Source organism: Burkholderia sp. IO2, assembly GCF_029522185.1.
In the GTDB taxonomy this organism is placed as follows: domain Bacteria; phylum Pseudomonadota; class Gammaproteobacteria; order Burkholderiales; family Burkholderiaceae; genus Burkholderia; species Burkholderia cenocepacia.
In genome coordinates this window covers 14,682-41,091 of the sequence record NZ_JAKWFH010000021.1, presented here as the reverse complement: position 1 = coordinate 41,091, position 26,410 = coordinate 14,682, and the positions used below count along the sequence as shown (strand labels likewise).

Annotated in this window: 27 protein-coding genes; 14 read left to right on the top strand and 13 right to left on the bottom strand. The window is 67.5% G+C overall.

The genetic code is table 11. From position 1 onward, the window contains the following. Positions 1-71: 71 nt before the first annotated feature. The 5 genes from MMB92_RS15605 to dapF form a co-directional block, all read right to left on the bottom strand. Complete coding sequence (locus tag MMB92_RS15605) at positions 72-1,076, bottom strand: LysR family transcriptional regulator (protein ID WP_006485021.1); 1,005 nt, start codon at positions 1,074-1,076, stop codon at positions 72-74. Positions 1,077-1,187: 111 nt separating this feature from the next. Continuing rightward, positions 1,188-1,592 (bottom strand): cupin domain-containing protein, encoded by a 405-nt coding sequence (locus tag MMB92_RS15600; protein ID WP_277562772.1) that lies wholly within the window; start codon positions 1,590-1,592, stop codon positions 1,188-1,190. A 76-nt stretch (positions 1,593-1,668) separates the two neighbouring features. After that, the gene (locus MMB92_RS15595) at positions 1,669-2,148 is read right to left on the bottom strand and encodes a carboxymuconolactone decarboxylase family protein (protein WP_212137540.1); all 480 of its coding nucleotides are present in this window, start codon (positions 2,146-2,148) and stop codon (positions 1,669-1,671) included. A 194-nt stretch (positions 2,149-2,342) separates the two neighbouring features. Then, entirely contained in the window at positions 2,343-3,227 is an 885-nt protein-coding gene (locus MMB92_RS15590; RefSeq protein ID WP_006485031.1) for an RNA polymerase sigma-70 factor, read from the bottom strand. Continuing rightward, complete coding sequence (gene dapF / locus MMB92_RS15585; protein ID WP_277562771.1) at positions 3,224-4,036, bottom strand: diaminopimelate epimerase; 813 nt, start codon at positions 4,034-4,036, stop codon at positions 3,224-3,226. Before dapF ends, MMB92_RS15590 begins: the two co-directional genes overlap by 4 nt. Before the next feature lie 268 nt (positions 4,037-4,304). On the opposite strand from dapF, the gene MMB92_RS15580 reads away from it, so the two are divergent. From MMB92_RS15580 to MMB92_RS15570, 3 genes are all read left to right on the top strand, one after another. Then, a complete protein-coding gene (locus MMB92_RS15580) occupies positions 4,305-6,383 on the top strand; it encodes a carbon starvation CstA family protein (protein ID WP_006485014.1) in 2,079 nt (692 codons plus the stop codon). Between the two features lie 12 nt (positions 6,384-6,395). Beyond that, positions 6,396-6,602 (top strand): YbdD/YjiX family protein, encoded by a 207-nt coding sequence (locus tag MMB92_RS15575; protein ID WP_006480280.1) that lies wholly within the window; start codon positions 6,396-6,398, stop codon positions 6,600-6,602. Between the two features lie 208 nt (positions 6,603-6,810). Next, positions 6,811-7,431: a hemolysin III family protein gene (locus MMB92_RS15570; protein WP_006494332.1), complete on the top strand. Its 621-nt coding sequence runs from the start codon at positions 6,811-6,813 to the stop codon at positions 7,429-7,431. Between the two features lie 58 nt (positions 7,432-7,489). On the opposite strand, the gene MMB92_RS15565 is transcribed toward MMB92_RS15570, so the two are convergent. Further along, positions 7,490-7,915, bottom strand: coding sequence for a nuclear transport factor 2 family protein (locus MMB92_RS15565; protein ID WP_059722168.1), 426 nt, complete (start codon positions 7,913-7,915; stop codon positions 7,490-7,492). A gap of 118 nt (positions 7,916-8,033) precedes the next feature. Continuing rightward, entirely contained in the window at positions 8,034-8,387 is a 354-nt protein-coding gene (locus tag MMB92_RS15560) for a DOPA 4,5-dioxygenase family protein (protein WP_006494334.1), read from the bottom strand. Positions 8,388-8,876: 489 nt separating this feature from the next. On the opposite strand from MMB92_RS15560, the gene MMB92_RS15555 reads away from it, so the two are divergent. The 3 genes from MMB92_RS15555 (at position 8,877) to MMB92_RS15545 (ending at position 10,384) form a co-directional block, all read left to right on the top strand. Then, a complete protein-coding gene (locus MMB92_RS15555) occupies positions 8,877-9,254 on the top strand; it encodes a hypothetical protein (RefSeq protein WP_006485009.1) in 378 nt (125 codons plus the stop codon). A gap of 223 nt (positions 9,255-9,477) precedes the next feature. After that, positions 9,478-9,957: a hypothetical protein gene (locus tag MMB92_RS15550; RefSeq protein WP_006485040.1), complete on the top strand. Its 480-nt coding sequence runs from the start codon at positions 9,478-9,480 to the stop codon at positions 9,955-9,957. A gap of 166 nt (positions 9,958-10,123) precedes the next feature. Continuing rightward, positions 10,124-10,384, top strand: coding sequence for a hypothetical protein (locus MMB92_RS15545; protein WP_006485063.1), 261 nt, complete (start codon positions 10,124-10,126; stop codon positions 10,382-10,384). A gap of 157 nt (positions 10,385-10,541) precedes the next feature. On the opposite strand, the gene hpnH is transcribed toward MMB92_RS15545, so the two are convergent. Both hpnH and ispH read right to left on the bottom strand, forming a co-directional pair. Continuing rightward, the gene (gene hpnH / locus MMB92_RS15540) at positions 10,542-11,702 is read right to left on the bottom strand and encodes an adenosyl-hopene transferase HpnH (RefSeq protein ID WP_006480287.1); all 1,161 of its coding nucleotides are present in this window, start codon (positions 11,700-11,702) and stop codon (positions 10,542-10,544) included. A gap of 12 nt (positions 11,703-11,714) precedes the next feature. Continuing rightward, a complete protein-coding gene (gene ispH / locus MMB92_RS15535) occupies positions 11,715-12,656 on the bottom strand; it encodes a 4-hydroxy-3-methylbut-2-enyl diphosphate reductase (protein WP_006485062.1) in 942 nt (313 codons plus the stop codon). Positions 12,657-13,058: 402 nt separating this feature from the next. Between ispH and MMB92_RS15530 the strand changes: the two genes are divergently transcribed. Beyond that, a complete protein-coding gene (locus tag MMB92_RS15530; protein WP_006494339.1) occupies positions 13,059-14,246 on the top strand; it encodes a glycosyltransferase in 1,188 nt (395 codons plus the stop codon). Positions 14,247-14,354: 108 nt separating this feature from the next. Here the strand turns inward: MMB92_RS15530 and MMB92_RS15525 are convergent, their stop codons facing one another. Together MMB92_RS15525 and hpnA are read right to left on the bottom strand one after the other, a co-directional pair. Further along, positions 14,355-15,770 (bottom strand): hypothetical protein, encoded by a 1,416-nt coding sequence (locus MMB92_RS15525; protein WP_059722167.1) that lies wholly within the window; start codon positions 15,768-15,770, stop codon positions 14,355-14,357. Between the two features lie 108 nt (positions 15,771-15,878). Next, positions 15,879-16,886, bottom strand: coding sequence for a hopanoid-associated sugar epimerase (gene hpnA / locus MMB92_RS15520; protein WP_006483842.1), 1,008 nt, complete (start codon positions 16,884-16,886; stop codon positions 15,879-15,881). A 152-nt stretch (positions 16,887-17,038) separates the two neighbouring features. Between hpnA and MMB92_RS15515 the strand changes: the two genes are divergently transcribed. The 3 genes from MMB92_RS15515 (at position 17,039) to MMB92_RS15505 (ending at position 19,784) form a co-directional block, all read left to right on the top strand. Further along, complete coding sequence (locus MMB92_RS15515; RefSeq protein WP_006480292.1) at positions 17,039-17,335, top strand: acylphosphatase; 297 nt, start codon at positions 17,039-17,041, stop codon at positions 17,333-17,335. 16 nt (positions 17,336-17,351) lie between these two features. Then, positions 17,352-18,251 (top strand): EamA family transporter RarD, encoded by a 900-nt coding sequence (gene rarD, locus MMB92_RS15510; RefSeq protein WP_043204482.1) that lies wholly within the window; start codon positions 17,352-17,354, stop codon positions 18,249-18,251. A gap of 408 nt (positions 18,252-18,659) precedes the next feature. Beyond that, positions 18,660-19,784 (top strand): OpgC domain-containing protein, encoded by a 1,125-nt coding sequence (locus MMB92_RS15505; RefSeq protein WP_006490174.1) that lies wholly within the window; start codon positions 18,660-18,662, stop codon positions 19,782-19,784. 42 nt (positions 19,785-19,826) lie between these two features. Here MMB92_RS15505 and MMB92_RS15500 read toward each other — a convergent pair whose 3' ends face one another. Both MMB92_RS15500 and MMB92_RS15495 read right to left on the bottom strand, forming a co-directional pair. Then, a complete protein-coding gene (locus tag MMB92_RS15500) occupies positions 19,827-20,033 on the bottom strand; it encodes a hypothetical protein (protein WP_277562770.1) in 207 nt (68 codons plus the stop codon). 120 nt (positions 20,034-20,153) lie between these two features. Further along, complete coding sequence (locus MMB92_RS15495) at positions 20,154-21,674, bottom strand: oligopeptide:H+ symporter (protein WP_006490183.1); 1,521 nt, start codon at positions 21,672-21,674, stop codon at positions 20,154-20,156. Between the two features lie 496 nt (positions 21,675-22,170). Between MMB92_RS15495 and MMB92_RS15490 the strand changes: the two genes are divergently transcribed. From MMB92_RS15490 to MMB92_RS15475, 4 genes are all read left to right on the top strand, one after another. After that, positions 22,171-22,749 carry a cupin domain-containing protein gene (locus MMB92_RS15490; RefSeq protein ID WP_006490124.1) on the top strand — a complete coding sequence of 193 codons (579 nt, stop codon included), beginning with the start codon at positions 22,171-22,173 and terminating at the stop codon, positions 22,747-22,749. Positions 22,750-22,928: 179 nt separating this feature from the next. Further along, a complete protein-coding gene (locus tag MMB92_RS15485; protein ID WP_034203160.1) occupies positions 22,929-24,542 on the top strand; it encodes a peptide ABC transporter substrate-binding protein in 1,614 nt (537 codons plus the stop codon). A gap of 11 nt (positions 24,543-24,553) precedes the next feature. Continuing rightward, positions 24,554-25,492: an ABC transporter permease subunit gene (locus MMB92_RS15480; RefSeq protein ID WP_006490137.1), complete on the top strand. Its 939-nt coding sequence runs from the start codon at positions 24,554-24,556 to the stop codon at positions 25,490-25,492. A gap of 13 nt (positions 25,493-25,505) precedes the next feature. Further along, on the top strand, positions 25,506-26,408 hold the full coding sequence (locus tag MMB92_RS15475; protein WP_006490122.1) for an ABC transporter permease subunit: 903 nt from the start codon (positions 25,506-25,508) through the stop codon (positions 26,406-26,408). The last annotated feature ends 2 nt before the right edge of the window (positions 26,409-26,410 follow it).

Genomic DNA, 26,410 nt, shown 5'->3' with positions numbered 1-26,410 from the left:
CCCGCATCGTAGGCATGCGCCGCCCGATCCGGTAGGGTCCGGCAGGCCCTCACCGTGTTGTCGTGCATGCATCAATCGACGGTCTCCAGCGGCGCCATCGTCGTCATCGTCGTCAGGCACTGCAGGTCGCGCGCACGCGTCTGTTCGATCATGTAGTCGATGAACACGCGGATGCGCGTGGGCAGGTGCTTGCGGCTCAGGTAACAGAGATAGTGGCCGCCGTCGTCCGGCGCGTGCTGGCCGAGACAGCTCACCAGCCGGCCGTCGGCGAGCAGGTCGCACACCTGGTACGCGGGCAGTTGCGCGATGCCGAGGCCGTCGAGCGCCGCGCGCACGACGAGATCGATGTCGTTGAACGTGTGATGCGCGGCGAGCTGGCGCTGCTGCGTCAGCCCGTCGATCCTGAATTCCCATTCCGTCACGCGGCCCGATGCGGTGCACAGGTTGATGCAGCGATGTCGCGCGAGGTCGTCGACGTGGCGCGGCAGGCCGTGCCGGTGCGCGTACGACGGCGACGCGCAGACGATCATCTGCATCGGAATCAGCCGGCGCGCGACGATCGCGCTGTCCTCCATGCGGCCGTCGCGAAACGCGACGTCGATGCGGTCGGCGGAGAAATCGGCCGGCCGGTCGTTCAACAGCAGGTCGAGCGTGATGTCCGGATAGCGCGCATGGAAATCGCGCAGCAGCGGCGCGACGACCTTGCGGCCGAAGCCGGGCGTCGAGCCGATGCGCAGGTGCCCGCTCGGCGGGCCGCTGCGCAGCTCGCGCATGTCCTCGAGCGCTTGCGCCAGGTGCTCGATGCCGGGCCGGCAGTTTTCGTAGAAGAGCTCGCCTTCGCGCGTCAGCGACATGCTGCGGGTCGTGCGCTGGAACAGGCGGGCGTCGAGCCGGTCCTCGAGCCGTTGCACGTGGCGGCTGACCGACGAGCGGCCGACGCCGAGGCGATCGGCCGCGCGTGCGAAGCTGCCCTCGGTGACGACGGCCAGGAACGTGACCACGCCGGCATAGCAGGTCGAGAAGCTGCGCGCGAACGGATCGTCGGCATCGGGGCGGCGAATGGAGGTGTCGGGCATGGGGGCGCTGGAATCGTGGTGTCCGTATGCGACTAGACGGTTCAGCGCTGCCGCCTGTGACACCGCCCGCCGCATTTTTTCAAAAAAAGGGCGCGGCGGCGTGCGAGCCGGTTATTTTTCCGGCACGAGCACGGGCGCGCCCTTGTCCTTCAACAGCAGCACGATGAACTTCGCGGGCCGCGTCCGGCTCGCGTTGCGTCCGACCGTGTGCAGATCGTTCTGGCCCTCGTAGAAGGTCTGGCCCGGTTTCAGCGTGACGGGCTCGCCGCCCTTCACCTGCATCACGATCGAACCCTCGACGACATAGACGAACGCGTCGGCGTGGTGGCGATGGACCGGGTCGACCGCGCCGGGCGGATACTCGACCGAGATCATCAGGGCTTCCTTGCCCGGGTACGCGTCGAGCGGCTTCGTCATCAGCGGCGTGACGATGGCCGAGGGCGCCGCTCGGGCGACGCCGGTCGCGGCGCCCGCGACGACGAGCGCGGCCGCGAGCACGTGTTTCATGCGAATCATGGTGGTGGCTTCCGGTGGGCCGCCGGCCGGCGGCCGGCAGCGAGGGAGGGGCGTGGCCTGCCGTCGGGCGCGGCCGTCAGGCGAGATTGGCCTTGTCGAGACCGAAGGCCTTGTCGGACGAGCCCGGCACGGTCCGGAACGCGACATTCGCGCGGTTCCAGCCGTTGATCGCCATCACTTCGAACGTCAGGTCCGACAATTCCTTTTCCGAGAGCTGGCCGCGCACACGGTCGTAGAGGTCGTCCGGCACGCCGTGCGCGGGCAGTGTCGTCAGCGCTTCGGTCCACGCGAGCGCGGCCCGCTCGCGCGGCGAGAAGAGCGTCGATTCGCGCCACGTCGCAAGATGATGCAGGCGCAGCTCGCGCTCGCCGTGGATGCGCGCCTCCTTCACGTGCATGTCGAGGCAGAACGCGCAGCCGTTGATCTGCGACGCCCGGACGGACACGAGATCGCGGATCGATTCCTCGATCGCGCTGTTGCGCAGCAGGTTGCTGAGTTCGAGGAATTTCCGGAACAGATCGGGCGACTGTTGAATGTAGTTGAGACGCTGCGTCATGATTTCTCCTGGCGACGAAGAGGCTGGCCCGCGTTGCGCGGGCGTCGTGGGCGGCAGGGCGCCGCGCGAAATCATCTTAGGAGTGTGCACCGGGGCGCGGTAGCCACGTACAGGGACGCATCGTGTTGCGCGCGCTGCACCAATCCGGGCTCGACGGCGAGCGCGGCCGGCGCCGGCGCGCGGCGATGCGCGGGTCAGCCGGCGGCGCAGGCGCTCGCGATCCGGGCGAGCTTCTCCGGGTTGCGCTGCACGAGAATCTGGCCGATGCGCGTGCCGTCGGTGTCGAACGACATCGCCGATTCGAGTTGTCCGTCGATGAAGCGCAACATCGCCCACTCGCCGTTCAGCACGACCGGCCGCATCTCGACGCCGCTGCCGCAGCGCAACCACGTCGCATAGAACAGTTGAGCGATGCGCCGGCCGCCGACCATCGGTTTCGGGAAGCTCTGGACGTGGCCGCCGCCGTCGCCGATCAGCATCGCGTCTTCGGCGAGCAACGCCTGGATCGACGGGAAGTCGCCTTGCGCGAGCGCATGCGTGAACGTCTGCAGCAGCCGGCGATGCGTTTCATGCGGCACCGCGTGCCGCGGCGGGGTGTCGTCGCGCAGCCGCGCGCGGGCCCGGCTGACGAGCTGCCGGCACGCGGCTTCGGTCTTGCCGATCGCGTCGGCGATCCGGTCGTAGTCGAATTCGAAGACTTCGTGCAGCAGGAACGCCGCGCGCGCTTCCGGCGTCAACCGTTCGAGCAACAGCAGGTACGCGACCGATACGTCGCTCGCGCGCTCCGTCATTTCCTCGGGCGTCGCGGGCGATTCGCCGAGCTCCGGCTCGGGCAGCCAGATACCCGTGTAGTGCTCGCGCCGGATCTTCGCCGCGCGCAGGCGATCGATCGACGTGCGCGTCGTGACCGCGACGAGCCACGCCTCGGCGTTCTCGATGCTGTCGCGCGCCGCGTCGTGCCAGCGCAGCCACACGTCCTGCACGATGTCCTCGGCATCCGCGACGGAGCCGAGCATCCGGTACGCGATCTTCTGCAGGCGCGGGCGCAGCGCGTGGAAGGTTTGTGCGTCGTCGGTCATGACGGCCACACTCCGCTGAAGCCGACCGTCACGGGCCCGCTCAGGAATACGCTGCCGGCGCCGTCCCAGTGAACGGCGACGTCGCCGCCGTCGCAGGTCACCCGCACGGTATCGTCGAGCAGCCCGCGCCGGATGCCGTTGACCACCGCGCCGCACGAGCACGAACCGGAACCGAGCGGCACGCCGCCGCCGCGTTCCCAGATACGTAGACGGATATGCGATCGATCGATGACCTGAACGAAATGCACGTTGGTCTTCAGCGGAAACAGCGGATGCGCTTCGATCGCCGGGCCGAGCGCTTCGATGTCGAGCGCAGCGACATCGTCGACGAAGAACGAGCAATGCGGATTGCCCATGCTGCAGGCGGCCGGCGTGCCCGGTAGCGGCAGCGCGAGCGTGTCGGCGGCTTCGGCGAAGGGTATGTCCTGCCAGCCGAGCCGCGGCGCGCCCATCTCGACCTTGATCAGCCCGTCCGCATCCTGCGAACAATGCAGGCGCCCGCGATTCGTGCGCAGCACGATCGACGCCGCGCCGGTTTCCCGCATCAGCTTCCATGCGACGCCGCGCGTCGCGCTGCCGCAGGTATCGAGCGCCGAGCCGTCGGGGTTCCAGAACGCGACGCGCGCGGCCGCGTCGTCGCCGTCCGAGATCACCGCGAGCTGGTTGAAGCCGATGCCGCGATGCCGATCGCCCATGCGCCGCACGAGGTCGCCGTCGACGGGATGCGCGCGATCGTGTTTCCGACCGCGCAGGTCGACGATGACGAAGTCATCGCCATTCGCGTTCATCTTCTGAAATGCGATCGGCATGGGGATTCCGGAATGGAGGCAGGCAAATACTGTACGTGGCTCGCCGGTCGCGGGCAATCGTCGCCCGACGAGGTGCACGCGCCAACGATCTACGTAATTCTACGTAGATCGTCATACGTAGTTGTCCGCTTGTAAGCGGCCCCCGTCGCGCGGAATACTACGGCCCATCGCCGCAGTCTCCGCGAGGCTGCGGCACGGTGCATCGACGTCACGCGGGTTCGGCCCTCGCCGCATCCACTCAAAAACACATTGGAGACCAGGAGACGCCATGAATCGGGCTTCCAGTACCCTGCTCTGGATCGCGGTCGCGCTACTCGGCGCGTTCGCATTCGGCACGATCGCACTCGCGCACGGCGAGCGCGTCAGTGCCCTCTGGATCGTGATCGCCGCAGTCTGCGTGTATCTGATCGCGTATCGCTTCTACAGCCGTTTCATCGCCAGCAAGGTCATGCAGCTCGACGGGCTGCGGATGACGCCGGCGGTCAAGTACAACGACGGCCTCGACTACGTGCCGACCAACAAGTACGTGCTGTTCGGCCATCACTTTGCCGCGATCGCCGGCGCCGGGCCGCTGGTCGGCCCCGTGCTCGCCGCGCAGATGGGCTACACGCCCGGCATGCTGTGGATCCTGGCCGGCGTCGTGTTCGCCGGCGCGGTGCAGGACTTCATCGTGCTGTTCATCTCGACGCGCCGCGACGGCCGTTCGCTCGGCGATCTCGTCAAGATGGAGCTCGGCACGGTGCCCGGCGTGATCGCGCTGTTCGGCGCGTTCCTGATCATGGTGATCATCCTCGCGGTGCTCGCGCTGATCGTCGTGAAGGCGCTGACCAATTCGCCGTGGGGCACGTTCACCGTCGCCGCGACGATTCCGATCGCGCTGTTCATGGGCGTCTACACGCGCTACATCCGTCCGGGCCGCATCGGCGAAGTGTCGATCATCGGCTTCGTGCTGCTGATGGCGTCGATCGCGTTCGGCCAGCAGGTGCACGATTCGCCGACGCTCGCCGCGTGGTTCACGTTCAGCGGCACGCAGCTCACGTGGATCCTGATCGGCTACGGCTTCGTCGCGTCGGTGCTGCCGGTGTGGCTGCTGCTCGCGCCGCGCGACTACCTGTCGACGTTCCTGAAGATCGGCACGATCCTCGGCCTCGCGATCGGCATCCTGGTCGTCGCACCGGAACTGAAGATGCCCGCGCTGACGAAGTTCGTCGACGGCACGGGCCCGGTGTGGTCGGGCAACCTGTTCCCGTTCCTGTTCATCACGATCGCGTGCGGCGCGGTGTCGGGCTTCCACGCGCTGATCTCGTCGGGTACGACGCCGAAGCTGATCGACAACGAAACCAACGCGCGCTTCATCGGTTACGGCGCGATGCTGATGGAATCGTTCGTCGCGATCATGGCGCTGGTCGCCGCGTGCGTGATCGAGCCGGGCATCTACTTCGCGATGAACGCGCCGGCCGCCGTGCTCGGCTCGACGCCGGAAGCGGTCGCCAACACCGTCACGCAATGGGGCTTCGTGCTGACGCCCGACATGCTGACGCAGACGGCCAAGGCCGTCGGCGAAACGACGATCATCGCGCGGGCGGGCGGCGCACCGACGCTGGCCGTCGGCATGGCGCACATCCTGCACCAGGTGATCGGCGGCGAAGCGATGATGGCGTTCTGGTATCACTTCGCGATCCTGTTCGAGGCGCTGTTCATCCTGACGGCCGTCGATGCCGGCACGCGCGCGGGCCGCTTCATGCTGCAGGATCTGCTCGGCACGTTCCACCCGGCGCTCAAGCGCACCGAATCGCTGCCGGCGAACCTCGTCGCCACCGCGCTGTGCGTGGCTGCGTGGGGTTACTTCCTGTACCAGGGCGTGGTCGATCCGCTCGGCGGCATCAACACGCTGTGGCCGCTGTTCGGCATCTCGAACCAGATGCTCGCCGCGATCGCGCTGGTGCTCGGCACCGTCGTGCTGTTCAAGATGAAGCGCGAGCGCTATGCGTGGGTGACGATCGTGCCGACCGTCTGGCTGCTGATCTGCACGCTGACGGCCGGCTGGCAGAAGATTTTCGACGCGAACCCGAAGGTCAGCTTCCTCGCGCACGCCGCGAAGCTGCAGGCCGCGGTGGACGAAGGCAAGGTCCTCGCGCCGGCGAAGTCGATCGCGCAGATGAAGCGGATCATCTTCAACGACTACATCGATGCGGCGCTGGCCGGGCTGTTCATCTTCGTCGTCGTGGCGATCGCGGTGTACGGCGTGATCGCCGTGCTGCGCGCGCGCCGCGAGTCGAAGCCGACCGTGCGCGAGACGCCGTACGAAGCGATGCCGGCCGCGCAGGCGCTCGGCAGCGGACGTTAAGGGGAGGCCGCGATGTTCAGCGATCTTGGCAGCGACCTGCGCAGCGCGGGGCGTTACCTCGGGCAGGCGTTGCGGCTGATGGTCGGCCTGCCCGACTACGATACCTACGTCGCGCACATGCGCGAAACCCATCCGGACCGCGAGCCGATGACGTACGAGGAATTCTTCCGCGAGCGTCAGAATGCGCGCTACGGGTCGGGTGCCGGGAAGTGTTGCTGAACCGGGCCGTTGCAATCACCTGACGAATCGGTCCGGTGATCGAAAGGGAAGCGCCGCGACGAATGTCGCGGCGCTTTTTCTTTGGCGGGCCGGCGGCGCGCCTCGCACGGCGCGCGCCAGCCGTTTGCCCGGGCGCAGCACGGCGATATCCGGCCGCCGGTATCATAGGGCTCCCTCTTTTCCCGATGGCCCCGCAGGAGAACACGTCGTGCATGCCGGTGAGCGTTTCAACAGCATTTCCCATCTCGTCGGCGCGGTGCTGTCGGTGGCCGGCCTCGTCGCGCTCGTGACGATGGGCGCGCTCGAAGGCGACCCGTACAAGGTGGTGAGCTTCAGCGTGTATGGCGCGATGCTGATCCTGCTCTACGCGATCTCGACCGCGTATCACAGCGTGCGCAACCCGCGCCTGAAGGCGATCCTGCAGAAATGCGACCATTCGGCGATCTACCTGCTGATCGCCGGCAGCTACACGCCGTTCACGCTGGTCACGCTGCGCGGCCCGTGGGGCTGGTCGCTGTTCGGCGTGAGCTGGGGGCTCGCCGTGTTCGGCATCGTGCAGGAGCTGACGCTCGGGCGCCGCACGCGCCTGCTGTCGATGATCCTGTACGTGCTGATGGGCTGGCTCGCGCTCGTCGCCGTGCGTCCGCTGATCCATGCGCTGCCGCCGATCGGCACCGCATGGCTCGTGGCCGGCGGCGTGATCTACAGCGCGGGGATCTACTTCTTCATCAACGACGAACGCATTCGCCACGGGCACGGCATCTGGCATCTTTTCGTGCTGGCCGGCAGCCTGTGTCAGTTCGTCAGTGTCGCGATGTATGTCGCGTGAGCGCACGGGGCGTCGAGCGGGTGACGCCCCGTGCGTGGCGCGTCGGCCGGAGTAGGCGCTACCGGCGCGCGGCGCCGCGCAGCGCGCTGAACCCGACCCATCCCCAGTACACGCGATGATGCGCGATCAGCCCGTCGCGCAGGTCCATCACCTCGACGAGATCGACCTGATCGCCGTCCGGCGTTGCGCGCGGGTATTCCCAGACGAGCTGGCGACCGTTCGAGAAGAACAGCCCGGTCCGGTACCAGCGCCCGAGCGGGTTGTCCGGATTGCGCAGGCCGGCCGCGAAGAATGCGCCGATCGCGGCCTTGCCGTGCAGCACGCCGGAGCCGTGCGCGGGCAGCGTGGCGACGACGAGCGGGGTTTCGAGCACCGCGTCGTCGGCATACAGCGACATCAGTGCGTCGAGGTCGCGGGCGACGACGGCGGCGTGCCAGTCCTCATGGATACGCCGGGCGTCGGCGTCGGTGTCTGCGGGTGTCATGGCGGGTTTCCGGAAGTCGATCACGGAAACCACTGTACGGGCGTACCGTCGCGAGACGTTTCACGTCGCCCCGAAACGTGGATGCCCCGCCGCGGCGAACGCGGTCGGACGTCGGCCCTCAGCCGGCCAGCGCGTCGAGATTGAGCGCATACGACTTGCCGATCCACACCGCGCAATCGCGATGGTCGCGCAGTTCGTCGTGCGTATTCGGATGCAGGAAGATGTCGAGCGCGCCGTGGTTCAGCACGAGCCACGGCACGATGTCGTCGAATCGGGCGGCGTCGAACGCGATCTGGTACGACCAGGCCGGATGCGGGCCGACGAGGCGTTCGTGAAAGCGGCCGAGTTCGATGACCGCGCCGAACCGCGCGTCGACGACCTGGCGAAACGCCCAGGCCGCGTCGCGGCTCGCCGCATCGAAATAGACGTGCGCGTGCCAGCTGTCGATGGCGGTAATGTCGAGGGCAGCCATGGAGGGACTCGATTGAAAAGGGAAATGCGTGAGATGCCGTGCGAAACGACCGATGCGTGATTATCGCGCGTCCTCGCCGCTTGCGTCGTGTCTCGATCCGGCAAGTCGATGCGGATGATTTGTCCTGCATCAGGAGAATCGGCCGATCCGCTGAGATCGTTTCGGCGCGATCCGCGTGCGCGATATCACGCCGGAGCCTTGCGGGCGGGCGCGCTGGCCGGCATCGCACCGGCAACACGTCATTTCGAAAATTGAAAGAGCGGCGTGAGCGCCCCACCGGATCGTCGCTAAAAATCCGATCAGGTCATTGAATGAAATAAAGAAATTCCATGCCGGCGGGATTCGCGAATGACGCGGTGCGCACGCCGAATGCCGCACCTGAAAATAACAATTGCGGATTCGGCTATTCAAGCGGGATGCGGCCCGACATACGATGATTTCAACGCATCGATGATGGATCGATGCGGAGACAACCATCTGGAGGCCATTATGCGATCCCTCGTTCCCGTTGCTGTTCTTTCCTGCGCACTGGTTGCGCTGCCTGCCGTCGGTTTTGCGCAGTCGATCGGCGCTGGCGATACCCCGCATGCCGCGCCGTTGACCTGGTCGGCGGCGCGTGCCGAGACCGATGTGCAGTTGATGCAGATGACGCGCGCGGGCTATCGCGCGACGACGGCCGGCAACCAGAACTATCCGCTCGCGATGCAGCGCGCCCTTGCGCGCGTGAACAACCCGATGCCCGACCGGTGGCGCGACGAGAAGGCCGCGATGGAAGCGCGGGCGGCCCGCGACGCGCAGACCGGCCATCCGGTGAAGGCGTTCTTCGTGAAAACCGCGTACTACCTGAAGGGCGAGAACACGTTTTGATGCAGGAGACGAACATGGCATGCCCCAACCGATTGTCCGGCGTGTGGCGTGCGTCGGCGATACGCAGGCTGCCGGAAGCGGGCTCGACGCGACGGCGCGCCGATGTGCACGGCATGCGACGCCGGGCGAACGCCCTGCGCGACGCGGGCCGCGGCGCCGTCGTGTGCCGTGGCGCGTGGCCGGGATCGGCGAAGGGCGACGTGTCCGCGAGCGGGGGCGAATCATGAAGGCTGCCCGAAAAGGTCGTCGCCATCCGCCATTGACGCGCGAATGGCTGCTGCCGCTGCCGCCCGCGCATGCCCGCGACATCTCGCTGAAATGCCATATGGCGCTGGTCGCGCTGCGCGGCGAGCACGGTAGCGAAACGCTGCTGATGCGGCTGCGCACGAGCGTGTATCTGGTGTTCCTCGCGCTCGACGATGCGGTCTCTCCCGACGCGACCATCGACCTGTGCGTCGACGCGGAGCGCGTGCTGGACGCGAGCGTGGCGCGCGCCGCGCAAAGCGGGGCATGGACGCTGCACGACGACGAATGCGCGGTACTCGAACGCGTGCTCGCCGCGAACGACGCGTGCGTCGCGACGCTCACGCGGCATCGGCTGGCCGAGTTGTGGCGTCATGTCTGCACGTTCGCCTCTGCCGAACAGCCGGGGCTCGTCGCGCAGGCCGCGGCGAAGATGCGGGAGCCGGCCGTTCTGCATTGAGTGGCTGCCCACGGGCCGTGTTTCATACGCGTCCGATTCCATCGCGCGGCCGCGCGCCGTCTAATGCCATGACTGGAACCCGGCGTGTCCGGACGACGATCCATCCTCGCGTTTGCGACGAGCATGCGTGTCGGCGCGAACGCATTCGTTTCGGTCAGGAGGAGCGATGGCGCTATACAGGAGCGGCGGCTACTTCACGTGCGGAAGTGGCCGCGCATTCAGCGAGAATCTGCCGCCGGGCAGCAAGGTGACGGTGGCGGGCATCTATCGATGCACCGTATGCGGCGACGAAATCGGCATTGCGAAAGCGCAGACGTTGCCGTCTGAGGAAGCGCATCCGCACGATCTCGATCCGCCGTCCGACCCGCTGCTCGATCCGGGCCCGACCGCCTGGCAACTGATCGCCGCGGCGGAGTCGCGCAGCTAGGCAACCGACGCTCGGCCTCGCACGCAGGCGCGCAAGCGCTGCGCGTCACACGGCGTCCGTCAAAACAAAAAGCGCCACGGAGCGAATGAACTCCGTGGCGCTTTTTCGATTCCAGCCGCTGCGAAGGCGCGAACCTTCTCGCGGCGCAACGCGCGACTTAAGCGGCCGTTGCCGACTTCGCCGGCTTCTGCAGCTTGCCCTTGCCGGCGCGCTGGATTTCCTCGAGCTTGATCTCGACGTGGCGCGAGAACACGTACTCGGCCGGACGCTGCTTCGCGATCGAGATGTCCGGTGCGAACGGGCCGTCGGTCTTGATGCCCTTGCGGCTCACGCGCAGCGCCTTCAGCGGGTTCGAGATCGTGTCCATCACGGCCGTCGCCTCGAAGCCGCAGTGGACCATGCAGTCCGCGCACTTCTCGTAGTTGCCGACGCCGTAGTTGTCCCACTCCGTCGTTTCCATCAGTTCCTTGAAGGTCTTCACGTAACCTTCGCCGACCAGGTAGCACGGCTTCTGCCAGCCGAACACCGTACGCGCCGGGTTGCCCCACGGCGTGCACTTGTACGTCTGGTTGCCGGCCAGGAAGTCGAGGAACAGCGACGACTGGCTGAACGACCAGCGCTTGCCGCCTTCGCCGCGCTTCAGGATTTCGCGGAACAGGTTCTTCGTCTTGTCGCGGTTCAGGAAGTGCTGCTGATCCGGCGCGCGCTCGTACGCGTAGCCCGGCGACACGGTGATGCCGTCGACGCCGATCGGGCCCAGCGTGTCGAAGAACTTCGCGACGCGCTCGGGGATCGCATCGTTGAACAGCGTGCAGTTGATGTTCACGCGGAAGCCGCGGCGCTTCGCTTCCTTGATCGCCGCGACCGCCTTGTCGTACACGCCTTCCTGCGACACGGAATGGTCGTGCATGTCCTTGTCGCCATCGAGGTGGACCGACCAGACGAAATACGGGCTCGGCTGGTAGTCGTCCATCTTCTTTTCCATCAAGAGCGCGTTCGTGCACAGGTACACGAACTTCTTGCGCTTCATGATGCCCTTGACGATTTCCGGCATTTCCTTGTGGAGCAGCGGCTCGCCGCCGGCAATCGACACGACGGGCGCGCCGCACTCGTCGACGGCCTGCAGGCATTCCTCGACGGACAGGCGCTGGTTCAGGATCGGATCCGGATAATCGATCTTGCCGCAGCCGTTGCACGCGAGGTTGCAGCGGAACAGCGGCTCGAGCATCAGCGCGAGCGGATAGCGTTTGTTGCCGGACAGGTGCTGGCGCACGATGTAGGCGCCGACACGGACTTGCTGGAGCAGCGGAATAGACAAGGGATGTCCTCCTTAAACTTCGCGGGCGACAGCTTGCGTGAGCTTCGCCGGCAACTTGAATTCGACTTTTTCTTCACGGCCCGCCATCGTCGCGACATCGACGGGCCCCAGCGCGCGCAGCGCGCTGATTACATCCTCGACCATTTCTTCGGGCGCCGACGCGCCGGCGGTCAGGCCGACCGTCTGCACGCCCGCGAACCATTCGGCCTTCACTTCCGAGCCGTCGGCGACGAGATAGCTCGGCACACCGCTTTCGGTGCCGATCTCGCGCAGGCGGTTCGAGTTCGAGCTGTTCGTCGCACCGACGACGAGCAGCACGTCAACCTGTTCGCTCAGCTCGCGCACGGCGGCCTGGCGATTCTGCGTGGCATAGCAGATGTCGCGCGTGTCCGGGCCGACGAGGTCGGTGAACCGGCGCTGCAGCGCTTCGATGATGCCGCGCGTGTCGTCGACCGACAGCGTGGTCTGCGTGATGTACGCGACCGGCGTATCGACGGGCAGCGTCAGCGTATCGACTTCGGCTTCGCTCTGCACGAGGATCACCTCGGCCGGAATCTGGCCGATCGTGCCCTCGACTTCCGGGTGGCCCGCATGGCCGATCAGGATCAGCCGGCGGCCCGCCGCGACGTACTGGCGCCCCTGCACGTGCACTTTCGTGACGAGCGGGCAGGTTGCGTCGAGCACGTCGAGCCCGCGCGTCTGCGCGTCGCGCTCGACCGTCTGGGCGACACCGTGCGCGCTGAAGATCGCGACAGCGCCGTGCGGCACCTCGTCGAGCTCCTCAACGAATCGTGCCCCTTTATTACGCAGATTTTCGACGACATGCCGGTTATGCACGATCTCGTGACGCACATAGACCGGCGCACCGTGCTGTTGCAGCGCGCGATCGACGATCTCGATCGCACGGACAACCCCCGCACAAAAGCCGCGGGGCTGGGCAAGGATGACTCGCATAGGTGAGCGAACTCCGACGACAGACGCCGGGGTTCGAGGAGCTGGCACTCGCTCGCTCGCCCCGGCTTGATGTTATGAAGGCAGGAACGAACCGGCCGGCCAGGCCCCGGAACCCCGAATTAATCGCGCATTTTAACCCTATCGGGCCGTCCGTGCTTTGGTGCTGTGTCGGCACCGTTGCAATTGCGGGAGAGCCGCGTCGGCGCTGGCGGGCGCGGAACCCAGTAAACTACGCGGTTTCGCGGGCGGCCGCTCCGGCTGCCCGGCGTCGCGCTCATTTCAAGGCCATTCGATGACCGTCGATTCTTACGCGTATTGCCCTTCCGCCCGTGCGGTTTCGGGCGTTTTGTTCCCGACCCCTATTAATTCCTACCCGGCCCGCGGGCGGCAGGAGGCAGGCCGATGATGCTGGCGCTTGCTTTCCTGGTGTCCGGCCTGTCGCTGGTGATCTGGATCGTGCTGCTCGTCGCGCGCGGCGGCTTCTGGCGCGCGCAGCCCGCGCGGCCGCTGCCGCCCGAGGCTCGCGGCGAGGCGGCCGAGGCGGGCTGGCCGGCCGTCGTGGCCGTGGTGCCGGCGCGCAACGAAGCCGACGTGATCGCTCGCGCGGCGACTTCGCTGCTCGAGCAGGACTATCCGGGCGAATTCCATCTGATCATCGTCGACGACCACAGCGACGACGGCACCGCCGACGCGGCCCGCGCGGCCGCGCTCGCGATCAACCGCGCCGACCGGCTGACGGTGCTGACCGCGAAGCCGCTGCCGGCCGGTTGGTCGGGCAAGGTGTGGGCGCAGTCGCAGGGGATCGCGGCCGTGCAGACGCTCGGCCTGCCGGCCGACTACCTGCTGCTGACGGATGCCGACATCGGCCATCCGCCCGACGCCGTCGCGCAGCTCGTCACGCGTGCGCAGGCCGAGCGTCGCGATCTCGTGTCGCTGATGGTGCGGCTGCGCTGCGACTCGTTCTGGGAAAAGGCGTTGATTCCGGCGTTCGTGTTCTTCTTCGCGAAGCTGTACCCGTTCTCGTGGATCAACAACCCGCGCAACCGGACGGCCGGTGCGGCCGGCGGCTGCATGCTCGTGAAGCGCACGGCGCTGGAAGAAGCGGGCGGCATCGAATCGATTCGCGGCGCGCTGATCGACGACTGCAGCCTCGCCGCGCAGATCAAGCACCGCGGCAGCGGCCGCCATCCGATCCGGCTCGATCTCGCCGATCGCAGCGTGTCGCTGCGCCCGTACGACAGCTGGCGCGACATCTGGAACATGATCGCGCGCACCGCGTTCACGCAGCTGCACTATTCGCCGCTGCTGCTGGCCGGCACGCTGCTCGGGATGACGATCATCTATCTGGTGCCGCCCGTCGTCGCGCTCGCCTACGGCGCGCGTGCATGGCCGGCCTGGCTCGCGTGGGCGTCGATGTGCGCCGCGTATGCGCCGATGCTGCGCTACTACCGGCGCTCGCCGCTGTGGGCGCCCGCGCTGCCGCTCGTCGCGCTGTTCTATGTGGGTGCGACGTTCGCGTCCGCGTGGCGTTACTGGCGCGGCAAGGGCGGCCAGTGGAAGGCGCGCGTGCAGGCGCCGGTGGATCGCTGAACGGGGCCGGGAGGCATGCCTCCCGGCAGCCGGACAGCAAACAGCCCGATCGGTGCGAACCGGTCGGGCTGTTTTATTTTCTGCCGTGTCGTATACCGATGCCGGCGCTTACCGCTGGGTCAGCATCATGTACATCTGGACCACGACGTCCGGCGAGAACGTGAACGGCACCCAGCCATAGCCCGTGTGGCGGGCGACCAGCAGACGGTCGCCGTTCGACTGCTTCTGCACGGCCATCATCGGGTTCTTCGTCGTCACGAAACGCCAGCCGGCCGGAATGCCGGGCGGCGGCTCCGGCTGCATCGACGCGCGTGCGTGCGCGAGTTCCTCGATCAGCTGGCCCAGTTGCTCCGGATGCAGCGTGATCGATTCGCCGTTGATGGTCAGCGTGAGTTCGTTCTGGGACGGGCGCGCGACGTGCAGCGTCGCCTTGTCGGCCGGCGCGGCAACGGTGTCGCTGTCGGTTTCGGTTTCACCCGCGGCGCCGGCTTGCGCCGCCGGGACGATTGCGGTTTCGGCGTCGGCGCCTGAAGTCGGCACTTCGGCTGCTTCGGCCGCAACCGGCGCGACTGCGTGCACGGCCGGCTCCGCTGCCGGCGTATCCGCCGGTGCCGGCTCGACGGCTTCGGCCGTCACCGCCGTGGCGGCCACCGCGTTCGTCGCGGCTTCCTTGACGACGGCCTCGACCAGCGCCTCGGCGTCGGCGATGGCCTTCGCGTGGTGCTGCGCGGCCGCTTCAGCCTGAGCGATCGCTTCGGTGTGGCGCAGCGTGAGGGCTTCGGCTTCGGCGGTCGCCTCGGCGTGGCGTTGCGCGGCGGCTTCGGCCTGGGCGATCGCTTCGGCGTGACGCTGCGTGATGGCTTCCGCCTCCGCGGTGGCTTCGTCGTGACGCCGGGCGGCGGCCTGCGTGTCGGCGAGCGCCTGCGTGTGACGCTGGGCGAGCGCCTCGGCCTCGGCAATCGCGGCCATGTGGCGCTGCGCGGCTGCTTCGGCTTCGGCGGTCGCTTCCGCATGGCGCTTCGCGGCGGCTTCCGCTTCGGCGGTCGCCGCGGCATGACGTTGCGCGGCCGCTTCGGCTTCGGTCGCGGCGGCGTGATGGCGCTGTGCGGCGGCCTCGGCTTCGGCGATCGCCGCCGCGTGACGCTGCGACGCGGCTTCGGCATCCGCGTGACGTTGCGCGAGCGCTTCGGTCAGCGCGGTGGCTTCCGCATGGCGCTGCGAAGCGGCTTCGGCTTGCGCGGCGGCATCCGTATGACGTTGGGCGGCCGCTTCGGCGGCGGCGGTGGCATCGGCGTGGCGCCGCTGCGCGGCTTCGGCATCGGCGGCAGCGGCCGTGTGGCGCTGCGCGGCGGCCTGTGCGTCGGCTTCCGCCGCGGCGTGGCGCTCGGCCGCGGCCCGGGCTTCCGCTGCCGCGGCGCGCGCGAAGGCTTCCGCGCTGCGTGCCGCCTGCTGCGCGGCGTGGTGATCGTGGAGGAGCTGATCGACGCCCGTGGCGAGCGAAGCGATCTGATCGTTCAGGTTCATGCGTGTCTTCTCTGCGTAAGACCCGCGATTTTAACCGCTGCGCCGATGCCGGTCCGCGCGCGACGTGTAACAAAGTGCGCAAAGCGGCGCGAGGCGCGCCGCTTTGTGTTACTTGAGGTAGCCCGCCGAGCCGAACCAGTCCAGCGCATCGCGCAGCCCTTCGCGATACGGGCGCGCACGGTAGCCGAGCTCGCGCTCGGCTTTCGCCGACGTGAAATACATCTTGTTCTTCGACATCCGCAGCCCGTCGACGGTGACGAACGGCTCCTTCTTCGTGAACTTCGCGACCGCTTCGGCACCGACCGCGAGCGGGTACAGCGGCCAGCGCGGCAGCGCGATCGTCGGCGCCTTGCGGCCCGTCATCTGCGCGATGTCCGCGAGCATCTGCTGCAGCGGCAGGTTCTCGCCGCCGAGGATGTAGCGCTCGCCGATCCGGCCGCGCTCGAGGGCGAGGAAGTGGCCGTGCGCGACGTCGTCGACGTGCACGAGGTTCAGCCCCGTATCGACGAACGCGGGAATCTTGCCGAGCGCGGCCTCGACGATGATGCGGCCGGTCGGCGTCGGCTTCACGTCGCGCGGGCCGATCGGCGTCGACGGGTTGACGATCACGGCCGGCAGCCCTTCGTCGGCGATCATCCGTTCGACCGCGCGCTCCGCGAGCACCTTGCTGCGCTTGTAGACGCCGATCGCCTGCTCGGCCGTGAGCGGCCGGTTCTCGTCGGACGGATCGCCGGCGCTCGTCACCTTCAGCGTCGCGACGCTGCTGGTGTAGACGATCCGCTCGACGCCTGCCGCGCGGGCCGCGCGCATCGTCGCGACCGCGCCTTCGAGGTTCGCGCGCTCGATCTCGTCGGGGTCGGGCGCCCACAGCCGGTAGTCGGCCGCCACGTGCAGCAGGTAGCGCACGCCGCGCAGCGCGGCGCGCATCGACGCCTCGTCGCGCATGTCGCCGGTGACGATCTCGGCGTCGAGATCCGCGACGTTCGTGCGCGGGCTGGTCGGGCGCACCAGCACGCGCACCGCATAGCCTTTCTGCTGCGCGATGCGCGCGACGGCCGAGCCGACGAAACCGGACGCGCCGGTGACGAGAACGAGATCGCGGGAGGTATCAGTCATGCGTTTCCTTCAGGGCCGCGCGGGCGGCGCGGCGGTTGGGCATCGGCGAGATTGTACGTGGTCGGCGTGCGCGGCGACGCCCGGCCGGCGCGTGTGCGAAGCGGCCGACGCGACTACAATGCCGGGCTTGAATGCAACGGGAGGGCGACGCAATGAGCCGCAATGAGCTGGACGAACGGATCGAGACCTACTACGTGCGGGTGCGCGGCGTCGTGCAGGGCGTCGGCTTTCGTCATGCGACGGTGCGCGAGGCGCATGCGCTGAAGCTGCGCGGCTGGGTCGCGAATCTCGAGGACGGCACCGTCGAGGCGATGATCCAGGGCCCCGGCGCGCAGATCGACCGGATGCTCGCGTGGCTGCGCCACGGGCCGCCCGCCGCGCGCGTGACCGAGGTGACGTTCGAGGAACGCCGGACCGAGAAGCGCTTCGAACGCTTCCAGCAGCAGTAAGAGGCGCACAACGATCATGACGGGGTATCCGGAGGCGGGGCGCGGCCTCATGCTGTCGGTGATGGCGTCGACGCTGTTCGCGCTGATGTCGGCTTACGCGAAACTGCTCGCGCCGCTCACGGGCCTCGACATCTTCGCGTGGCGCGTCGTGTGGACCGCGCCGGGCGCGCTCGCGCTGATCGCGCTGCGCGGCCGCTGGCCGGCGCTCGTCGGGCTGGCGCGGCGCAGCGCGCGCGACTGGCGCCTGCTGATCGCGCTGCCGGTGAGCGCGGCGCTGCTCGGCGTGCAGCTGTGGCTGTTCCTGTGGGCGCCGCTGCACGGCCGCATGCTCGAAGTGTCGCTCGGCTATTTCTTGCTGCCGCTGACGATGGTGCTCGTCGGCCGCTTCTACTATCACGAGCGGCTCGACCCGCTGCAATGGGCGGCGGTCGCCTGTGCGGCGCTCGGCGTCGCGCACGAGGTGTGGGCGACGCGCGCATTCGCATGGCCGACGCTGGTCGTCGCGCTCGGCTATCCGCCGTATTTCGTGCTGCGCCGGCGCATCAACGCCGATTCGCTGGCCGCGTTCGCGATCGAGATCGCGCTGCTGTGCCCGATCGCGCTCGCGATGGTCGCGACGAGCACCACGCGCGTCGCCGGCCATCCGCTGCTGTGGGCCGTGCTGCTGCCGGGGCTCGGCATCCTCAGCACGCTGGCGCTGGCGAGCTACCTGAAGGCGAGCCGGATGCTGCCGATGGCGCTGTTCGGGATTCTCGGCTACGTCGAGCCGGTGCTGCTCGTCGTGGTGTCGCTGCTGCTGCTCGGTGAAACGCTGAGCGTCGCGCAGCTCGCGACGTACGGGCCGATCTGGATCGCCGTCGCGCTGACCGCGTGGCACAGCGCGATGCTGATGCGGCGGCTGCCCGCGCGCGGCTAACCGCATCGTCGCGATGCGCCGGCCGCGCGGAACGCGCCGCGCGTCGCGCTTCATCCGAGCGTCGAACACCGCGCGTTGTGTCGCCGACTCCCTCGATCCTGACCGCCAACTGGCGACGCGCTGACGCGAATCTGGCGACGCTGCCTGCTTCGCCGCGCAACGCTCGCGCTTGTAATCGAACAGAAGATTCGGTTGCACTTTGTTACTTAGGGTCTCCCCTGATCGGCTACTAGACTGGCCTGACCGACTTCCCTTCGTATGCAGCTTTTCCATGAACGGTCACCTCCGCGCCAAGCCGGCCGGGTTGGCGCGATGCGAGCATACGCGTATCGCCGCCGATCGCGCTCGCCTGCCTTTTCCCGATCCTTTCCCCGGTGCGCGCCGCACCGCCGTCGTGCAGGTGCGCTCATGTCGTTGAGCCCGCCGCCTTCCGTCACGGTCCAGCCGTCGCGCGGCGGCCGCCTGATCGAAATCGACTTCTTCCGCGGGCTCGTGCTGTTGATGATCGTCGTCGATCACATCGGCGCGAGCGTGCTGTCGCGCGTGACGCTGCACGCGTTCGCGCTGTGCGACGCGGCCGAGGTGTTCGTGTTCCTCGGCGGCTTCGCGACCGCGAGCGCATACGGCGCGATCGCCGAGCGGCACGGCGCGCGCGCCGCGCAGCGGCGTTTCGTGCGGCGCGCGATGCAGATCTACCGCGCGTTTCTCGCGACGTCGACGCTGATGCTCGTCGTGTCGGTGGTGCTCGATCACTACGGGATCGATGCGCCGAACCTCGCGCTCGACGACGTCAGCGTGATGCTCGCGTCGCCGCTCACGGGCGCCGCCGAACTGCTGACGTTCCAGCGCCAGCCGTATCTGGCGTCGGTGCTGCCGATGTACGTGCTGTTCGCGCTCGCGTCGCCGGTGCTGGTGCCGTTCGCGCGGCGCCATCCGTGGCTGCTCGTCGCGCTCAGCGTCGCGTCGTGGCTCGCGGCGGGCTGGCTCGGCCCGGAACTGCTGGACACCGACGGTTTCCGCTGGAGCTTCAACCCGTTCGCGTGGCAACTGATGTTCGTCGCCGGCGTGCTCGCGCGCTGCCAGCCGTTCTACCGCCGCATCGCGCTCGGCCGCTGGGGCGCCGCGGCGACCGGGCTCGCATGCGCGATCGTGCTCGGCTGCGCGAGCTACAAGCTGTTCTCGGGGCTGCCGGTGCCGGAAGGCGTGCTCAAGCGCGATCTCGCGCTGCCGCGCGTCGTGAGCTTCGCGGCCGTCGCGTGGCTGATGGCCGATTGCGTGCGCTTCGGCTGGATCGCGCGGATCGCACAGGGCGTGCGGCCCGTCGTGGCGGTCGGCCAGCGCGGGCTGATCTGCTTCGTCGCGGGCGCGGCGATCTCGCTCGTGATCGATTCGCTGCTGCATCCGGCCGTGCGCAGCGCCGATCTGCGGCATGTCGGCGTGGGCCTCGTGGCCGACGCATGCGCGGTCGGGCTGATGATGGCGGTAGCCGGTTCGGGAACGTGGATCGCGCGATGGCGCGGCGCGGCGGCGTAGGCGCGCGACGGATGCGGGCGGCGCGGCAGGCGCCGCGCGGCGTCAGTGAGGTGAGCCGATACGGGAGCGGGGCGTGGCGGATGCGTCGTCGGATTCGGCGTCTTCGCGTTCGTCCTGCGTCGGGTCGTCGCGCTCCGCGAGGACCGCATCGGCTTCGGCCGCGGCCCGGGCGGCGCGCATCGCGGTGCAGCGCTGCGCGTGCCGGATGTCCGACAGAATCCTCAAAAGCCGCGTCGTCTTGTTTTTCATCGTGTTCTCCCGCCAGTGCGCATCGCGCGAAGCGGATGCGTTGCCTGAAACCAGTGTAGGACGCGTTCGCGTGTCTGGCGGGAGAATGTGGCGTGCGAGCCGCACGCCGAGGGATAGTCCTTACTGCGCGGCGGTGGCGGCCTGCGCCTGCAGCGCTTCTTCGCGGCGCTCGTCGGTGCAGCGCTGATGCTGGCGCGACAGGCGGTTCATCAGCGGCAGCAGCAGCAGCGCGAGCAGCATGCCGATCGCGGCGAGCCAGCCGAGCTTCTCGAACAGCGACAGGTAGAGCGGCAGCGATTCGGTGGCCGGCAGTTCGTGCGACGGCATCTGCGCGAAGTTCGCGACGACGCTGCCCAGATACTGCGACACGCCCGTCGCGACGAAATACGCGCCCATCATGAAGCCGCTCATGCGCGCCGGCACGTAGCGGGCGATCATCGCGAGGCCGAGGCCGCTCACCAGCAGCTCGCCGAGCGAGTACAGGCCGTAGCCCCACACCATGAACCACGACGACACGCGGCCGTCGACCGCGTAGCGGCCGCTGATCGTGAACACCAGGTAGCCGGCGGCGACCGCGCCGAAACCGAGCGCGTACTTCGCGGCGACCGGCAGGTCGCGGCCGCCCTTCGCGACGGCGTTGTAGACCCACACGAGCACCGGGCTCAGCAGCATGATCCAGATCGGGTTCAGCGCCTGGAACTGCGCGGCGCTCCACGTGAACAGCGTCGTGCCGAACAGCATGAAGCGCGGATCGACGTTGCGCAGCGCGAACAGCGTCAGCGACGTCGACATCTGCACGTAGAAGATGAAGAACAGGATCACCTGGCCGATCAGCACGAGCGCCGCGATCAGGCCCGCGCGCTCCGAGCGCTCCGACTTCGCGATCATGTACGCGAAGATCGCGAGGATCGCGAATGCCGCCGTCCACACGCTCGCGACCGCGAGCTGCTTGTGCTGCAGCACGTACAGCGTGATCAGCGCGAGCCCGACGCCGCCGGCCGCGACCGCGCCGAGGCGCTTCCAGCGGATCGGCTCGTCGTCCGGCTGCGAGCCGACGTGCGCGAGCGTGCGGTGCATCAGCATGAAGTTGAGGATCGCGAGCAGCATGCCGCCGCAGCAGACCGCGAACGCGGTGTGCCAGCCCCAGTGATCCTTGATCCACGGCGTCGCGAGCATCGACACCGTCGAGCCGATGTTGACCGCCATGTAGTAGATCGTGAACGCGCTGTCGATGCGCGCGTCGTCGCCTTCGTAGATGCGGCGCACGAGGTTCGCCGCGTTGGCCTTGAACAGGCCGTTGCCGACGACGATCACGCCGAGCGACGCATACATGTACGTCAGGTGATCGTTCGGCACCGCGAGCATCAGGTAGCCGGCGCACAGCACCGACGCGCCGATGATCATCGTGCGGCGGGCGCCGAGCACCTTGTCGCCGATCCAGCCGCCGATCGACGGCGCGGCGTAGACGAGTGCGGTGAACGCACCCCAGGTCAGGTTCGCGTGGCTGTCGGTGAAGCCGAGCCGGTCGACCATGAAGAGGACCAGGAGCGCGGCCATGCCGTAGTAGCCGAAGCGCTCCCACATTTCGATGAGGAAGACCGTCGTAAACGATCGGGTTTGGGAAACAGGTGAATGCATCATCAATCTCGTTGAAACGGACGGCACGGATCACGCGTCGTCTTGGGTCGAACTGGCGCCGGTGCACAATCGGCCGGATAGGCTTGTGCAGGCGATGGAACAGTCGGGCGGTTAGCCCGGGCCGGGGTCGGACACCGCCCGATGGGGCGGGGAAGGTCCCCGACCGGCGCGCGCATGGTAGCGGGTGCCGGTCCGGTGCGACAGGTGGGCGCTACCTAGGGAAACTCCCGATGTGGCAGCAGCTTTCAGCAACATTCGTCTCATCATCTAGTTGTAAGCATTGGCGCAGGTCCTCCGAAGATTCCCGGAGAGCCGCTTGCAGCTTGCCTGTGAAGCCGGCGAGTCTGGCAAGATAGCGCGTCGTTTCGTTCGCTTCGTGCCCTGTTTAGTGCACCAGGCTCAACACCGAAGACGTGTACGAACCCGAAGATTAAGCTATCTCTAATTAACTTAGTTACTTTCCATCAAACATTTTTTGACGATCACTTTTCGGCCTGCTATGGTTCCCCCCACTGAAAACTCGCGATCGGCAGACGCTGTCGCACTCGGCAGCAAGATTCGCGCGTTGCGCCAACGTCTGAAGCGCACGCTCGACGACACCGCTACCGCCGCGGGGATTTCGAAGCCGTTTCTGTCTCAAGTCGAGCGCGGGCTCGCGTCGCCGTCACTGACGTCGCTGGCCGGTATCGCCCACGCGCTCGGTGTGACGGTGCAGTACTTCGTGGATACGCCGAGTGAAGAACGCTCGGTCTGCCGAGGCGATCAGTTGCGCTTCTTCGGGTTCGCCGATTCGACGAACCTGTTCGCGAGGCTGACGAACGTGTCCGAAGGGCGCCAGCTGGAGGCGATCCTCGTGAGGATGCCGCCGGGGCAGAAACGGTCCGAGGTGACGACACATGCAGGAGAGGAGTTCCTGTACGTGATTGAAGGGGAAGTGTCGCTGACGCTGGAAGGCAAGACGTTCGTCCTGCAGGCCGGTGACAGTTCGCACTATCAGTCGACGGTCCCGCACAGCTGGGTCAACACCGCGAAGATCGAGTCGGTGGTGGTCTGGGTCGGGACACCGAGGCTGTTCTAACGCACAGGTATTCCTTCGTTTCTTCGACGGGATGCCTGTCGAAAGAAATGTAAGGAATACTAACATGCAATACGAGAACCACGGGCCTCCTCAATCGCTGCACCCGTCAGCGTCTCACGCGTAAGCCGCGGCATCCGCCGCGCGACGCTCACCGAACACACCTTCTCAAGACTGCCACGATGAAATCCTTGCATGCCATGTCGGCCGTGCTGGCCGCGCTCGCCCTGACGGCGCCCGTCGCCCACGCCGTGACCGTTCCGTCCAACGTCACGCTCGCTCCGCAACAGGACCTGACGCGACAGGTGCCCGCCGAAGTCGAGTCGCTCGACCCCGCGCACATCGAATCGTGGACCGGCAACACGATCGGCCTCGACCTGTTCGAAGGGCTCGCGCGCATCGATGCGGCCGGCCAGGTCGTGCCGGGCGTCGCGCTGTCGTGGGAACGCAAGACGCCGCAGACGTGGATCTTCAAGCTTCGCCACGACGCGAAGTGGAGCAACGGCCAGCCGGTGACGGCCGCCGATTTCGTCTATTCGTGGCAGCGCCTCGTCGATCCGAAGACCGGCTCGAAATACACGATCCTCGTCGAGTTCATCAAGAACTCGAAGGACATCATCGCGGGCAAGGCCGCGCCGTCGACGCTCGGCGTGCGCGCCGTCGATCCGTACACGCTCGAGGTGACGACCGACGTGCCCGTCGCGTTCTTCCCCGAACTGACCGCGATGGCGCCGCTCGCGCCGGTGAACAAGGACGTGGTCGCGAAGTTCGGCGACGCATGGACGCGCCCGGGCAACATCGTCAGCAACGGCGCGTACCAGCTCGTCGACTGGCAGCCGAACAACCGCATCGTGGCGACGAAGGACGCGAAGTACTGGAACGCGTCGAAGGTCGTGATCAACAAGGTCACGTACCTGCCGATCGAAAGCGACGAAACCGCGATGCGCATGTACCAGGCCGGCCAGATCGACTACAGCTACTCGATCCCGTCGGGCATCTTCCAGCAGGTCAGCAAGCAGTTCGGCGCCGAACTGCGCCCGGGCCTGCAGCTCGCGACCTACTACTACTACCTGAACAACAGCGACGCGGCGCTGAAGGACAAGCGCGTGCGTCAGGCGCTGTCGATGGTGATCGATCGCGACGTGCTGACGTCGAAGCTCACGCAGGCCGGCGAGAAGCCGATGTACGGGCTGATGCCGAACGGCACGAAGGGCGTGCAGCCGTTCACGCCGGAATGGGCGTCGTGGCCGATGGCCAAGCGCATCGCGACCGCGAAGGACCTGCTGAAGCAGGCTGGCTACTCGGACGCGAAGCCGCTGTCGTTCACGCTCACGTACAACACCAACGACCTGCACAAGAAGGTCGCGCTGTTCACCGCATCGGAATGGCGCACCAAGCTCGGCATCACCACGAAGCTCGAGAACGTCGAGTTCAAGGTGCTGATGAAGCAGCGGCATGACGGCAAGGTGCAGATCGCGCGCGACGGCTGGTTCGCCGACTACAACGACGCGATGACCTTCTTCGACCTGATCCGCTGCGGCAGCTCGCAGAACACCGTCGGCTACTGCAACAAGCAGATGGACGCGCTCGTCGACGAAGGCAACCAGAAGCTCGACGACCAGGCGCGCACCACGCTGCTCACGCAGGCGCACGACATGGCGATGAAGGACACGCCGATGGTGCCGCTGTTCCAGTATTCGGCCGATCGTCTCGTGAAGCCCTACGTGGGCGGCTATTCGCTGAAGAACGTGATCGACATGCGTGCTTCGCAGGACCTGTACCTGATCAAGCACTGAGCGGAGCGATCATGCTGGCCTATGCATTGAGGCGCACGTTGTGGGCGGTGCCGACGATCCTCGCGGTCATCACCGTCTGCTACCTGCTGCTGCATTTCACGCCCGGCGGCCCGTTCGATACGGAGAAGCAGCTGTCCGCCGCGACGCTCGCGAACCTGAACGCGAAATACCACCTCGACGAGCCGCTGTGGAAGCAGTACCTGCTGTATCTCGGCTCGCTGCTGCACGGCGATCTCGGCCCGTCGTTCCGTTACGTCGACTGGTCGGTGAACGATCTCGTGAAGAAGGCGCTGCCGGTGAGCCTCGGCGTGGGCGGCGTGTCGATCCCGGTCTCGATCGTGCTCGGCGTGCTGCTCGGCACCGTCGCGGCCGTGCGCCGCGACAGCGTGATCGACCGCTTCGTGATGCTGATCGGCAACTTCGGCAACGTCGTGCCGCCGTTCGTGCTCGGCCCGGTGCTCGTGTGGATCTTCGCGATCCTGCTGAAGACGTCGGCCGGCAACGGCTGGCTGCCGGCGGGTGGCTGGGGCGACGGCGGCTGGCAATACCGGCTGCTGCCGATCGTGCTGCTGACCTTCATCAACGTGTCGCTGCTCGCGCGCGTGATGCGCGGCTCGATGATCGAGACGCTGTCGAGCAACTACATCCGCACCGCGCGCGCGAAGGGCCTGCCGGGCTCGACGATCGTGCTGCGTCATGCGCTGAAGCCCGCGCTGATGCCGGTCGTGTCGCTGTTCGGCACGGTCTGCATCACGTCGATCACGGCGGCCGTCGTCACCGAATCGGTGTTCGCGCTGCCGGGCCTCGGGCAGCTCGTCGTGAACGGCGCGATCAACCGCGACTACACGCTGGTGCTCGGCCTCGTCGTGCTGACGACCGTCTGCGCGGTGCTGTTCAACCTGCTGGTCGACCTCGCGTACGCGTGGCTCGATCCGCGCATCCGTTATTGAGCGAGGCACAGCGATGACTCCGACCACTCCCGTCGTCGGCCTGCCCGTGCAGACCGATTCGCCGCCGCGTTCGCGCTCGCCGCTCGAGCTGGCGTTCGCGCGCTTCCTTCACAACCGCGCGGCCGTGTTCAGCCTCGTGCTGCTCGCGCTGATCACGCTCGCGTGCTTCGTCGGACCGTGGCTGCTCGCGGCCGATCCCGCCGCGAGCGACTGGGGCGCGATCAGCCTGCCGCCGACCTGGGCGAACCAGCACTGGTTCGGCACCGACGAGCTCGGCCGCGACCTGCTCGTGCGCACGCTGATCGGCGGCCGCGTCTCGATCGAGGTCGGCCTGCTCGGCACGCTCGTGTCGGGCCTGTTCGGCGTCGCGTGGGGCGCGACCGCGGGCTTCGCGGGCGGCCGCGTCGACTCCGTGATGATGCGCGTCGTCGACATGATGTACGCGATCCCGTACCTGCTGATCGCGATCCTGATGATGACCCTGTTCGGCCGCTCGTTCATGCTGGTCGTGCTGACCATCAGCGCGTTCTCGTGGATCGACATGGCGCGCGTCGTGCGCGGCCAGACGCTGTCGCTGCGCAATCGCGAGTTCGTCGACGCGGCGCGCGCGATCGGCGTGTCGCCGGGGTCGATCGTGCTGCGCCACGTCGTGCCGAACCTGCTCGGCGTGGTCGTCGTGTACGCGACGGTCTCGGTGCCGAACATCGTGCTGACCGAATCGGTGCTGTCGTTCCTCGGCCTCGGCGTGCAGGAACCGATGACGAGCTGGGGCGTGCTGATCCAGGACGGCGCGCAGAAACTGGAATCGATGCCGTGGCTGCTGCTGGCCCCGGCCGTCATGCTGTGCGTGACGCTCTACTGCGTGAACTTCGTCGGCGACGGCCTGCGTGACGCGCTCGACCCGAAGGATCGCTGAAG

Bases quoted from the DNA above. Each gene is read 5' to 3' on its own strand.
- MMB92_RS15495 (WP_006490183.1), bottom strand. From the start codon at position 21,674: ATGATGCATTCACCTGTTTCCCAAACCCGATCGTTTACGACGGTCTTC.
- MMB92_RS15485 (WP_034203160.1), top strand. From the start codon at position 22,929: ATGAAATCCTTGCATGCCATGTCGGCCGTGCTGGCCGCGCTCGCCCTG.
- dapF (WP_277562771.1), bottom strand. From the start codon at position 4,036: ATGCCGATCGCATTTCAGAAGATGAACGCGAATGGCGATGACTTCGTC.
- MMB92_RS15515 (WP_006480292.1), top strand. From the start codon at position 17,039: ATGAGCCGCAATGAGCTGGACGAACGGATCGAGACCTACTACGTGCGG.
- MMB92_RS15595 (WP_212137540.1), bottom strand. From the start codon at position 2,148: ATGACGCAGCGTCTCAACTACATTCAACAGTCGCCCGATCTGTTCCGG.
- MMB92_RS15530 (WP_006494339.1), top strand. From the start codon at position 13,059: ATGATGCTGGCGCTTGCTTTCCTGGTGTCCGGCCTGTCGCTGGTGATC.
- MMB92_RS15475 (WP_006490122.1), top strand. From the start codon at position 25,506: ATGACTCCGACCACTCCCGTCGTCGGCCTGCCCGTGCAGACCGATTCG.
- MMB92_RS15550 (WP_006485040.1), top strand. From the start codon at position 9,478: ATGAAGGCTGCCCGAAAAGGTCGTCGCCATCCGCCATTGACGCGCGAA.
- MMB92_RS15575 (WP_006480280.1), top strand. From the start codon at position 6,396: ATGTTCAGCGATCTTGGCAGCGACCTGCGCAGCGCGGGGCGTTACCTC.
- MMB92_RS15545 (WP_006485063.1), top strand. From the start codon at position 10,124: ATGGCGCTATACAGGAGCGGCGGCTACTTCACGTGCGGAAGTGGCCGC.
- MMB92_RS15590 (WP_006485031.1), bottom strand. From the start codon at position 3,227: ATGACCGACGACGCACAAACCTTCCACGCGCTGCGCCCGCGCCTGCAG.
- ispH (WP_006485062.1), bottom strand. From the start codon at position 12,656: ATGCGAGTCATCCTTGCCCAGCCCCGCGGCTTTTGTGCGGGGGTTGTC.
- MMB92_RS15560 (WP_006494334.1), bottom strand. From the start codon at position 8,387: ATGGCTGCCCTCGACATTACCGCCATCGACAGCTGGCACGCGCACGTC.
- MMB92_RS15580 (WP_006485014.1), top strand. From the start codon at position 4,305: ATGAATCGGGCTTCCAGTACCCTGCTCTGGATCGCGGTCGCGCTACTC.
- MMB92_RS15600 (WP_277562772.1), bottom strand. From the start codon at position 1,592: ATGATTCGCATGAAACACGTGCTCGCGGCCGCGCTCGTCGTCGCGGGC.
- MMB92_RS15555 (WP_006485009.1), top strand. From the start codon at position 8,877: ATGCGATCCCTCGTTCCCGTTGCTGTTCTTTCCTGCGCACTGGTTGCG.
- MMB92_RS15505 (WP_006490174.1), top strand. From the start codon at position 18,660: ATGTCGTTGAGCCCGCCGCCTTCCGTCACGGTCCAGCCGTCGCGCGGC.
- hpnA (WP_006483842.1), bottom strand. From the start codon at position 16,886: ATGACTGATACCTCCCGCGATCTCGTTCTCGTCACCGGCGCGTCCGGT.
- MMB92_RS15525 (WP_059722167.1), bottom strand. From the start codon at position 15,770: ATGAACCTGAACGATCAGATCGCTTCGCTCGCCACGGGCGTCGATCAG.
- MMB92_RS15500 (WP_277562770.1), bottom strand. From the start codon at position 20,033: ATGAAAAACAAGACGACGCGGCTTTTGAGGATTCTGTCGGACATCCGG.
- MMB92_RS15565 (WP_059722168.1), bottom strand. From the start codon at position 7,915: ATGACACCCGCAGACACCGACGCCGACGCCCGGCGTATCCATGAGGAC.
- MMB92_RS15490 (WP_006490124.1), top strand. From the start codon at position 22,171: ATGGTTCCCCCCACTGAAAACTCGCGATCGGCAGACGCTGTCGCACTC.
- MMB92_RS15605 (WP_006485021.1), bottom strand. From the start codon at position 1,076: ATGCCCGACACCTCCATTCGCCGCCCCGATGCCGACGATCCGTTCGCG.
- MMB92_RS15480 (WP_006490137.1), top strand. From the start codon at position 24,554: ATGCTGGCCTATGCATTGAGGCGCACGTTGTGGGCGGTGCCGACGATC.
- rarD (WP_043204482.1), top strand. From the start codon at position 17,352: ATGACGGGGTATCCGGAGGCGGGGCGCGGCCTCATGCTGTCGGTGATG.